We start from the raw sequence: 9,860 nt of genomic DNA on the forward strand, positions 1-9,860 counted from the left end.
AGATCATCCCGTCCAACGCCCACGGTCCTCGCAACTCCCACAGATCGCGGGTGTTGCGAGGACCGTTAGAACCCAAGCGGCGTCAACGCCGGGTGACGGCACTCTCGCGTGTGTTCGGCGTCAGCCCGTCCGCCGGTGGACGGTGGGCGCCGGCAGCCCGAGCGGCACCGTGCCGGCCGCCGCCGCGTAGCGGCGGACCACCAGCGAGGCCAGCTCGGGACAGTCGCCGATGACCGGCGCCACGATGTCCGCACCGGCCTCACGCGCCCCGGCGGCGATCCGGTCCGGCAGCCGGCCGGGCGCGAGGACGTAGGGAGCCACCGCCACCCGGCGGACGCCGTGCGCGCGCAGGGCGCGCACGGCGTCCGCCGTGGTGGGCGGGGACGCGGAGGCGAACGCGGGCCGCACCGCGCACCACCGGGCGGTGCGCTGCCACTCCCGCGCGGTATGTGCGACCGTGGCGATCGCCTCCGGGTCGGAGGAGCCGGCGGCGGCCAGGACCACGCCGGTGACCGGGTGGTCCCCGGGGGCCAGCCCGGCGCCGTGCAGCCGGCGGGTGAGGGCGCCGGTGAGCAGCGGGTCGGGGCCGAGGACCCCGGCCTGCCGGACGGTGAGCCCGTCGAGCCGCGCGGTCGCCTCGGCCAGGACCGCCGGGATGTCGGTCTTGGCGTGGTACGCGTGGGTGAGCAGCAGCGGAACCGCCACCACCTCCCGCACGCCCTCCTCGTGGAGCCGCTCCAGCGCCTGCCCCGGATGGGGGAGGGTGAAGTCGAGGTAGCAGCCCCGGACCGTCAGCTCCGGACGGTCCGAGCGGACCCGGTCCAGCAGCGCCGTCACGGTCGCGGCGTGGCGCGGGTCCCGGCTCCCGTGCGCCACCACCAGCAGCGCCGGTCCCGCGGCCCCCGGCCGGCCCGCCGGGGGCAGGGTCGAGGAGAAACCCATCTCAGCCGCTCCTTCCCAGCAGGCCCCGGCTGCGCAGAATCCGCCGCTCCAGCGGCGAGAAGAACAGCAGATCGATCGCGATGCCGACCAGGAGGATCAGCAGGATCGACGCCAGTACGCCCGACATGTCCTGCATGGTACGGAAATTCTCCATGAGCTGCCCGAGACCGGTGCCCAGCGCGGGAGAGTTCACGATCAGCTCGGCCGCCATCAGCGACCGCCAGGAGAAGGCCCAGCCCTGCTTGAGCCCGGCCAGGTAGCCGGGCAGGGCGGCCGGCAGCAGCACGTGCCGGACGCCGGTCAGGCCCCGCGCTCCCAGGGTGCGGCCGGCCCGCAGATGGATCGGCTGGATCTGGTCCACGCCCGCCACGATGCCGTTGGCGATCGACGGCACGGCCCCCAGCAGGATCACCGCGTAGATGGTGCCGTTGGTCAGCCCGAACCAGATGATGGCGGCGGGCACCCAGGCGATGGACGGCAGCGACTGGAGCCCCGTGACGATGGGCCCGATCGCCGCCCGCACCACCTTGACCCGGGCGATCAGCAGCCCGAGCGGGGTGCCGAGCGCGATGGCGATGGCGAAGCCGGAGACGCCGCGCGAGACGCTGGTCCAGATGAACTCCAGCAGGGTGCCCTGGAGCCACATCCGCTCGATGCTGCCCCAGACGTCCAGCGGGCTGGGCAGCACGTAGTCGGGCTTGACCTCGGCCAGATAGGCCAGCTGCCAGACCGTCAGGACCAGTGCGATCGCGACGAACGGCGGCAGCACCTTGTTGAGCAGGACGCGTCCCACGGATGCCCGGTCGGGTCCCGACCGTGTCTCCAGGGCGTCGAGACCGGCCTCCAGGTCGGCGAGTTCGCCGCCCCCGCCGCGGCGGTCCTTGTTCCCGCCGTCGCCTGCCGGCCCGCCGGCCCGGCCGGCCGGAGTGGTGTCAGTGCTGGCCATGGCGGCGGATCTCTCCCCTGAGGTGTTCGGTGATCTCGACGGACAGGGCGGAGACCTTGGCGTCCTCGATGCGGCGCGGCTGGTCGATGTCGACCTCCCACTCCCGCACGATGCGGCCGGGCCGGGAGGAGAGCAGCACCACCCGCTGCGCCAGGCGGACCGCCTCGCGCACGTTGTGGGTCACGAAGAGCACCGACAGGCCGGTCTCCTCCCAGATGCGGGTCAGCTCCTCGTGCAGCACATCGCGGGTGATGGCGTCGAGCGCCGCGAACGGCTCGTCCATCAGCAGCAGCTGGCTGTCCTGGGCGAGGGCGCGGGCGAGCGCCACCCGCTGGCGCATGCCGCCGGAGAGCTCGTGGACGCGCTTGCCGTGGGTGCCGGAGAGCCGGACCAGCGCCAGCAGCCGCTCCGCCTCCTCGCGGCGGTCCTTCTTGGGCATCCCGCGCAGCTTCAGCGCCAGCTCGATGTTGCGGCCGGCCGTCAGCCACGGGAACAGCGCGTGCTCCTGGAACATCAGGGCCGGCCGCCCGCCGGAGACCTCGATCCGCCCGGAGGTGGGCTCGTCGAGACCGGCGGCGAGGTTGAGCAGCGTCGACTTGCCGCAGCCGGAGGCACCGATGAGCGTGACGAACTCACCGGGCCGGACGGTCAGGCTGACGCCGTCGATCGCCTGCTGCTCCCGGCCGCGCCGGCCGAAGGACTTGGTCACCTGGTCGAAGCGGACGGCGTGACCGGCCGCGGTGTCGCTGCCGGAGTCCGGCGTGGTGAGGGTGAGGGCCATCGCGTGCCTCCTGCTGTTCGCGGCGGTCAGCGGACGCCGAGGCCGGCGTCTTCGGTGATCTTGGGCAGACCCTCGTCCTTGAGGACCTTGTTGAGCAGGGAGAGGTCGTAGATCCCGGTGAGGTCGGTCTCGTCCAGGAGCCCGGCCGCCACCGCGTGGTCCGCGCCGTCGCGCAGCGTCGCGGCGAGCGGGTCGGTGAGGAACTCGACGTTGTCGAAGGCGGGGTCGAGGACCTCCTCGGGCAGCGGGCTGCCGTTGAGCGCCTCCAGCGCCGCGTTGGCCTCGGCCTTGGCGTCGTCGGGGTTCTCGTTGATCCAGTCGGTGGTGGTGACCAGGCCGCGGATCACCGCCTCGACCACGTCCGGGTGCTCCTCCAGGAAGGACTGCGAGGCGATCAGGTGGGTGACGACGTACCGGCCGTCGTCCCACAGCTCGCCCTCGTCGAGGATGGTCTCGGCGCCGCGGGTCAGGAGGTTGGCGGCGGTGGGCTCGGGGACCCAGGCGCCGTCGATGGAACCGGACTCGAAGGCGGTGGGTATCTCCGAGTTCGGGATGCGCACCACCGTGACATCCCCCTTGCCGCTCGCGGCGTCGACCGAGAAGCCCTCGCCCACCAGGTAGTTGAGCAGCGCCACGTCCTGGGTGTTGCCCAGCTGCGGGGTGGCGATGGACTTGCCGGCCAGGTCGTCCAGGCCGTCGACGGTGTCGGGGTTGACGACCAGGGAGGCCCCGCCGGAGGCCGCGCCGGCGACGATCCGCAGGTTCTGGCCGCCGGACTGCGCGAAGCCGTTGACGGCGGGGTTGGGGCCGATGAAGGTGAGGTCCACGGCCCCCGCGTTGAGCGCCTCGATCGCCGAGGGCCCGGCGTTGAAGACCTGGGTGCCGACCTCGGTACCGCCCAGCTCCTGCCGGATGGCGCCGTCGTCGTCCAGCCCGATCAGCGCCGAGGCGTGCGTGATGTTGGCGAAGTAGCCGATGGTGACCGAGTCCGCCGACAGCGCGTCGCCGCCGGAGGAGCCCGCCGGAGCGGAGGACTCACCGGAGGAGCCGCTGCCAGCGCTGTCGGAGCCGTAGCCGCAGGCGGCCACGGTCAGCAGGAGGACGGCCGCGGCGCCGAGTACTCGGCGGGAGGATCTGGCGGAGGGGTGTGCGCGCACGGGGTTGTTCCCTTCGTGGGCCGGGCGGCACTGCTGGCCTGCTCCGGCGGTTCAGCGAGGTGGTCGGGAAGGAGCGGGAGGTGACGGACGCCCGGCGTCCGTCACCCGTGCACATCGCCCGATGCCTCCCTGGCCGCTGCCGCGCAGGCCGCTGCCGATCCGTCCGCCCGCCTTGTCGAACGTCGCGAACGCGTCGTCGGCCACCGGCCGCGCGGGACGCGTCCGGGGGACGTGACGAAGGTGTGCCGACATGGTCAGAAGTCCCAGCCCTCGTCGTCCGCGACGGTGGCCGGCTCGGGCCGGCCGAACGCCTCGCCCGCCATGCCGGCGGCCAGGGTCGAGCCGTCGGCCGGGTCGACGAGCAGGAACGAGCCGGTCCGCCGCGAGTCGGCGTACGCGTCCACGGCGAGCGGCTCCGCGGTGCGGATCACCACACGCCCGATGTCGTTGGCGGCCAGTTCACCCGGCTCGGGTTCCTGGGAGAGGTCGGCCAGCGACAGCCGCGAGGGGATCTCCCGGACGATCGCCTTGACCGTGCGCGTCGTGTGCTTGAGCAGGACCCGGGCACCCGGCCGCAGCGGGCGGTCGTGCAGATGGCAGACGGTCGCCGTCAGGTCCTGGCTCGGTTCGGCGGCCGACGCCGTGGGCGCGATCAGGTCGCCGCGGGAGATGTCGAGGTCGTCCGCGAGCCGCAGCGTGACCGACTGCGGCGCCCACGCGACGTCCACCGGCTCCCCGAGGAGGTCGATGCCGGTGACCGTCGAGCTGCGCCCGGAGGGCAGCACCGTCACCTTCTCGCCGGTGCGCAGCACCCCGGAGGCGATCTGCCCCGCGTAGCCGCGGTAGTCGGGAAGCTCGCTGCTCTGCGGGCGGATGACGTACTGCACCGGGAACCGCGCCGGGTCCGCCGTCGGGTCGTCGGTCACCTGGACGGACTCCAGGTGCTCCAGGACGGTGGGGCCGCCGTACCAGTCCATGGCCGCCGAGGGCGCCACCACGTTGTCCCCGGTCAGCGCCGAGATGGGGACGGCGGTGACCTCCGGCACGCCCAGCGAGGCGGCGTACTCGGTGAACTCGGCGGCGATGGCGGCGAAGACGGGCTCGGCGTACTCCACCAGGTCCATCTTGTTGACGGCCAGGACGACGTGCGGCACGCGCAGCAGCGCGGCGACGGCGGCGTGCCGGCGGGTCTGCTCGACCACGCCGTTGCGGGCGTCGACGAGGACGACCGCCAGCTGCGCGGTGGAGGCACCGGTGACCATGTTCCGGGTGTACTGCACGTGCCCGGGGGTGTCGGCCAGGATGAAGCGCCGCCGGGGGGTGGCGAAGTACCGGTAGGCCACGTCGATGGTGATGCCCTGCTCGCGTTCGGCGCGCAGTCCGTCGGTGAGCAGCGCCAGGTCCGGCGTCTGCTGGCCCCGGTTGCGGGAGGCGTGCTCGACCGCCTCCAGCTGGTCGGCGAGGACCGACTTGGAGTCGTGGAGCAGGCGGCCCACCAGGGTGGACTTGCCGTCGTCGACGGAGCCGGCGGTGGCGAAGCGCAGCAGGGAGGTCGCGGAGGTCTGCTCGGTGAGTGAGGGCCGCTCGCGGCGGCCGTGCGTGGGTCCGTGCGTCGGGGCGGTCATCTAGAAGTACCCTTCGCGCTTGCGGTCTTCCATCGCGGCTTCGGAGAGTTTGTCGTCGGCGCGGGTGGCGCCGCGTTCGGTCAGACGGGAGGCGGCGATCTCGAGGATGACCTTCTCCACCGTGTCGGCGTCGGAGTCGACCGCGCCGGTGCAGGACATGTCGCCGACGGTGCGGTAGCGCACCCGCCGGGTCTCGGTCCGCTCCCGCTCGCCCGGCCCGCCCCACTCGCCGGGCGCCAGCCACATGCCGTCGCGGTGGAACACCTCCCGGTCGTGCGCGTAGTAGATCGAGGGGAGCGCGATCTCCTCGCGGGCGATGTACTGCCAGACGTCCAGCTCGGTCCAGTTGGAGAGCGGGAAGACGCGGACGTGCTCCCCGGGGGCGTGCCGCCCGTTGTACAGCTGCCACAGTTCCGGGCGCTGACGCCGGGGGTCCCAGCCGCCGAACTCGTCGCGCAGCGAGAAGACCCGTTCCTTGGCGCGGGCTTTCTCCTCGTCCCGCCGTCCGCCGCCGAAGACCGCGTCGAACCGCTCACGGTCGATGGCGTCCAGCAGCGGCACGGTCTGCAGCGGGTTGCGGGTGCCGTCGGGACGCTCACGGAGCCGGCCGTCGTCGATGAACTCCTGGACGGAGGCGACGTGCAGACGCAGCCCGTGCTCGGCCACCCGGCGGTCCCGGTAGCGCAGCACCTCGGGGAAGTTGTGGCCGGTGTCGACGTGCAGCAGCGCGAACGGCAGCGGCGCGGGGCGGAACGCCTTGAGCGCCAGGTGCAGCATCACGATGGAGTCCTTGCCGCCGGAGAAGAGGATCACCGGCCGCTCGAACTCGCCCGCGACCTCGCGGAAGATGTGGACCGCCTCGGACTCCAGGGCGTCGAGGTGGGAGAGGGCGAAGGGGTTCTCCGCGCCGTCGGCGCCACCCGTTCCGCCCGGCCCCCCGGATCTGCGTGTGACCTTGGCCGCCGTGCTCACGCCAGTCCCCTCTCGCTCAGCAGTACGTACAGCGCGTCCACGGACCGCGCCACGGTCTGTTGGTGCGCGGCGATCCGCAGGTCGGGATCGGCCGGCACCTCGTAGGGGTCGTCCACGCCGGTCAGCCCGGATATCTCCCCGGCCGCCTGCCGCGCGTACAGGCCCTTGACGTCGCGCTCCGCGCAGATCTCCACGGGGGTGGCGACATGCACCTCCAGGTAGCCGGTCCCGGCCTGCTGGTGCCGCTTGCGGACCGCCTCCCGGCTGTCCGCGTACGGCGCGATGACCGGTACCAGGACCTTCACCCCGTGCGAGGCGAGGAGTTCGGCCACGAAGCCGATCCGCTGCACGTTGGTGTCCCGGTCGGCACGGGTGAAGCCGAGCCCGGCGGAGAGGAAGGTGCGGATCTCGTCGCCGTCCAGCACCTCCGCGCGGTGGCCGTCGGCACGCAGCCGGTCGGCGAGCGCCTCGGCGAGGGTGGTCTTGCCCGCGCTCGGCAGGCCGGTCAGCCATACGGTGGCGCCGGTGTCCGGCGCGCCGGGGACCTGCTGGCTCATCTCCCGCTCTCCACCTGTCGTCCTCGCGATCCGCTCGAACCCGCCGCGGCCGGGGTGCCGGCCACGCTCGTCCCTGTCACCCGCGGCCGGGCCGGTCGCTGCGGTGCCCATCAGCCGTGCAGTCCGCACTCGGTCTTGCCGCTGCCGGCCCAGCGGCCCGCGCGGGCGTCCTCGCCGGCGGCGACCCTGCGGGTGCAGGGCGCGCAGCCGATCGAGGCGTAGCCGTCCGTCAGCAGGGTGTTGGTCAGCACGCCGTGCTCGGCCAAGTAGCCGTCGACGTCGTCCTGGCTCCAGCGGGCGATCGGCGCGACCTTGACCTTGCGCCGTCGTTCGTCCCAGCCGACGACCGGGGTCGTGGCACGGGTCGGTGACTCGTCCCGGCGCAGCCCGGTGGCCCACGCCCGGTAGCCCTCCAGCCCCTCGCGCAGCGGCCCGACCTTGCGCAGCGCGCAGCAGCGGTCCGGGTCGCGCTCGTGCAGCCGGGGCCCGTACTCGGCGTCCTGCTCGGCGACGGTCTGCCGCGGGGTGAGCGTGATGACGTTGACGTCCATCACCTCCGCCACGGCGTCGCGGGTGCCGAGCGTCTCGGGGAAGTGGTAGCCGGTGTCCAGGAACACCACGTCCACGCCGGGCCGGACCCGGGAGGCGAGGTGGGCGACGACGGCGTCCTCCATCGAGGAGGTGACGCAGAAGCGCTCACCGAAGGTGTCGCTGGCCCAGCGGAGGATCTCCAGCGCGGGGGCGTCCTCCAGCTCGCGGCCGGCCCGCTCGGCGAGATCGCGCAGCGTGGCGTCGGTGGCGTCGGTCCCCGTGCTTCCGGTGGTGCCGCTGGCCCTGCTGGTCCCGGCTGTCCCGGTGTCACTCATCGGGTCCACCTCCCGGCGGCGCGGGCGGGCCGGCGGCGGTGTCCTCGGCGGCCGGGGCCGGGGTGCGGGTGAAGCCCGAGGCGAGCAGGCCGAGGAACTTCAGCCGGAAGGCGCGGTTGCAGTCGGCGCACTCCCAGGCCCCGGGGCCCTCCTCGGACGGCCGCAGGTCCTCCTCGCCGCAGTAGGGGCAGTAGTAGGGAGCGGCGCGCTCGCTCATGCCAGCGCCCCCTCGTCGGCACGGGCCGCCCAGGTGGCGAACCGCTCGCCCTCGGCCCGCTGTTCCTCGAAGTTGCGCAGCACCCGCTCGACGTAGTCGGGCAGTTCGGCCGAGGTGACCTTCAGTCCGCGGATCTTGCGCCCGAAGCCGGGCTCCAGACCGAGTGAACCGCCCAGGTGGACCTGGAACCCCTCGACCTGGTTGCCGTCGGAGTCGGCCACCAGCTGGCCCTTGAGACCGATGTCCGCGATCTGGATGCGGGCGCAGGAGTTGGGGCAGCCGTTGACGTTGATCGTGATCGGCTCCTCGAACTCCGGGAGCCGGCGCTCCAGTTCCTCGATGAGCGAGGCCGCCCGGCCCTTGGTCTCCACGATCGCCAGCTTGCAGAACTCGATGCCGGTGCAGGCCATGGTGCCGCGGCGGAACGGTGACGGCGTGGTGGTGAGGTTGAGCGAGGCCAGCCCGTCCACCAGCGAGGGGACCTGGTCCTCCTCGACGTCCAGGACGATCATCTTCTGCTCGACGGTCGTGCGCACCCGCCCGGAGCCGTGCGCCTCGGCGAGGTCGGCGATCTTGGTGAGCGTGGCGCCGTCCACCCGGCCGACCTTCGGGGCGAAGCCCACGTAGAAGCGGCCGTCGCGCTGCCGGTGGACGCCGACGTGGTCGCGCCAGCGCTCGACCGGCGCCCCGGGGCCCGGGCCGTCGGCCATCTTCCGCAGCAGGTACTCGTCCTCCAGGATCTGCCGGAACTTCTCCGCGCCCCAGTCCGCGACCAGGAACTTGATCCGCGCCCGGGTGCGCAGCCGCCGGTAGCCGTAGTCGCGGAAGATCGAGATGATCCCCTCGTAGACGTCGGGAACCTCCTCGACCGGCACCCACGCTCCCAGCCGCACGCCGATCTTGGGGTTGGTGGAGAGTCCGCCGCCGACCCAGACGTCGAAACCCGGGCCGTGCTCGGGGTGGTCGACGCCGACGAACGCGACGTCGTTGATCTCGTGGGCCACGTCCAGCAGCGGCGAACCGGAGATCGCCGACTTGAACTTCCGCGGCAGGTTGGAGTAGGCCGGGTTGCCCACCACGCGGCGGTGGATCTCGTCCACGGCGGGGGTGCCGTCGATGATCTCGTCACTCGCGATCCCGGCCACCGGGGAGCCCAGGATCACCCGGGGTGTGTCCCCGCACGCCTCGGTGGTGGAGAGCCCGACGCCCTCCAGCCGTCGCCAGATCTCCGGCATGTCCTCGATGCGGATCCAGTGGTACTGGACGTTCTGCCGGTCGGTGATGTCGGCCGTGCCGCGTCCGAACTCCTCGGACACCTCGCCGATGACCCGCAGCTGCCGGGTGGTCAGCCGGCCGCCGTCGATGCGGACCCGCAGCATGAAGTACTCGTCGTCCAGCTCCTCCGGCTCCAGCACGGCCGTCTTGCCGCCGTCGATCCCGGGGCGGCGCTGGGTGTACAGACCCCACCAGCGCATCCGCCCGCGAAGGTCGGCGGGGTCGATGGAGTCGAAACCGCGCTGGGCGTAGATCGTCTCAATGCGTGTCCGCACATTGAGACCGTCGTCGTCCTTCTTGGTCTGCTCGTTGGGGTTGAGCGGCGTGAAGTGCCCGGACGCCCACTGGCCCTCGCCGCGGTGGCGGCCGGCCTTGCGGCGGGTCGGGGCGACCTTCTTGGGAGGGGTGTCGGCCATGACTGGTGATCCTTCGACGGCGGCGTGCCCCGGACCGGACTCCGGCGCGGGTTCCGGGCAGGGGGCGGCAGGGCGGCTCTGAACAGCGGGGACGCGCGGCGCTGCG

The 9,860-nt window shown here is 72.9% G+C and carries 10 protein-coding genes; all 10 read right to left on the reverse strand.

Going from position 1 to position 9,860, the window contains the following annotated elements:
* Positions 1–120: 120 nt before the first annotated feature.
* Positions 121–942 carry a sirohydrochlorin chelatase gene (locus E0D90_RS19245; protein WP_130799409.1) on the reverse strand — a complete coding sequence of 274 codons (822 nt, stop codon included), beginning with the start codon at positions 940–942 and terminating at the stop codon, positions 121–123.
* A 1-nt stretch (position 943) separates the two neighbouring features.
* Entirely contained in the window at positions 944–1,888 is a 945-nt protein-coding gene (locus tag E0D90_RS19250) for an ABC transporter permease (protein WP_103501578.1), read from the reverse strand.
* The gene (locus E0D90_RS19255) at positions 1,875–2,669 is read right to left on the reverse strand and encodes an ABC transporter ATP-binding protein (RefSeq protein WP_103501577.1); all 795 of its coding nucleotides are present in this window, start codon (positions 2,667–2,669) and stop codon (positions 1,875–1,877) included. The genes E0D90_RS19250 and E0D90_RS19255 overlap by 14 nt, the downstream gene beginning before the upstream one ends.
* 26 nt (positions 2,670–2,695) lie before the next feature.
* On the reverse strand, positions 2,696–3,826 hold the full coding sequence (locus tag E0D90_RS19260; RefSeq protein ID WP_130799410.1) for an ABC transporter substrate-binding protein: 1,131 nt from the start codon (positions 3,824–3,826) through the stop codon (positions 2,696–2,698).
* 254 nt (positions 3,827–4,080) lie between these two features.
* On the reverse strand, positions 4,081–5,451 hold the full coding sequence (locus E0D90_RS19270) for a sulfate adenylyltransferase subunit 1 (protein WP_130799412.1): 1,371 nt from the start codon (positions 5,449–5,451) through the stop codon (positions 4,081–4,083).
* The gene (gene cysD, locus E0D90_RS19275; protein WP_103501574.1) at positions 5,452–6,423 is read right to left on the reverse strand and encodes a sulfate adenylyltransferase subunit CysD; all 972 of its coding nucleotides are present in this window, start codon (positions 6,421–6,423) and stop codon (positions 5,452–5,454) included.
* On the reverse strand, positions 6,420–6,980 hold the full coding sequence (gene cysC / locus E0D90_RS19280) for an adenylyl-sulfate kinase (protein WP_130799413.1): 561 nt from the start codon (positions 6,978–6,980) through the stop codon (positions 6,420–6,422). The genes cysD and cysC overlap by 4 nt, the downstream gene beginning before the upstream one ends.
* A 110-nt stretch (positions 6,981–7,090) precedes the next feature.
* Positions 7,091–7,846 (reverse strand): phosphoadenylyl-sulfate reductase, encoded by a 756-nt coding sequence (locus E0D90_RS19285; RefSeq protein ID WP_130799414.1) that lies wholly within the window; start codon positions 7,844–7,846, stop codon positions 7,091–7,093.
* The gene (locus E0D90_RS19290; RefSeq protein ID WP_130799415.1) at positions 7,839–8,063 is read right to left on the reverse strand and encodes a hypothetical protein; all 225 of its coding nucleotides are present in this window, start codon (positions 8,061–8,063) and stop codon (positions 7,839–7,841) included. The genes E0D90_RS19285 and E0D90_RS19290 overlap by 8 nt, the downstream gene beginning before the upstream one ends.
* Positions 8,060–9,754 (reverse strand): nitrite/sulfite reductase, encoded by a 1,695-nt coding sequence (locus E0D90_RS19295; protein ID WP_130799416.1) that lies wholly within the window; start codon positions 9,752–9,754, stop codon positions 8,060–8,062. The genes E0D90_RS19290 and E0D90_RS19295 overlap by 4 nt, the downstream gene beginning before the upstream one ends.
* Between the last annotated feature and the right edge of the window lie 106 nt (positions 9,755–9,860).

This window comes from Streptomyces otsuchiensis (assembly GCF_004305975.1).
Taxonomy (GTDB): Bacteria; Actinomycetota; Actinomycetes; order Streptomycetales; family Streptomycetaceae; genus Streptomyces; species Streptomyces otsuchiensis.

What these genes read in the sequence shown, in the direction of transcription:
- E0D90_RS19295 (WP_130799416.1), bottom strand. Translation starts at nt 9,754, where the DNA reads ATGGCCGACACCCCTCCCAAGAAGGTCGCCCCGACCCGCCGCAAGGCC.
- cysC (WP_130799413.1), bottom strand. Translation starts at nt 6,980, where the DNA reads ATGAGCCAGCAGGTCCCCGGCGCGCCGGACACCGGCGCCACCGTATGG.
- E0D90_RS19285 (WP_130799414.1), bottom strand. Translation starts at nt 7,846, where the DNA reads ATGAGTGACACCGGGACAGCCGGGACCAGCAGGGCCAGCGGCACCACC.
- E0D90_RS19245 (WP_130799409.1), bottom strand. Translation starts at nt 942, where the DNA reads ATGGGTTTCTCCTCGACCCTGCCCCCGGCGGGCCGGCCGGGGGCCGCG.
- E0D90_RS19290 (WP_130799415.1), bottom strand. Translation starts at nt 8,063, where the DNA reads ATGAGCGAGCGCGCCGCTCCCTACTACTGCCCCTACTGCGGCGAGGAG.
- E0D90_RS19270 (WP_130799412.1), bottom strand. Translation starts at nt 5,451, where the DNA reads ATGACCGCCCCGACGCACGGACCCACGCACGGCCGCCGCGAGCGGCCC.
- E0D90_RS19255 (WP_103501577.1), bottom strand. Translation starts at nt 2,669, where the DNA reads ATGGCCCTCACCCTCACCACGCCGGACTCCGGCAGCGACACCGCGGCC.
- E0D90_RS19250 (WP_103501578.1), bottom strand. Translation starts at nt 1,888, where the DNA reads ATGGCCAGCACTGACACCACTCCGGCCGGCCGGGCCGGCGGGCCGGCA.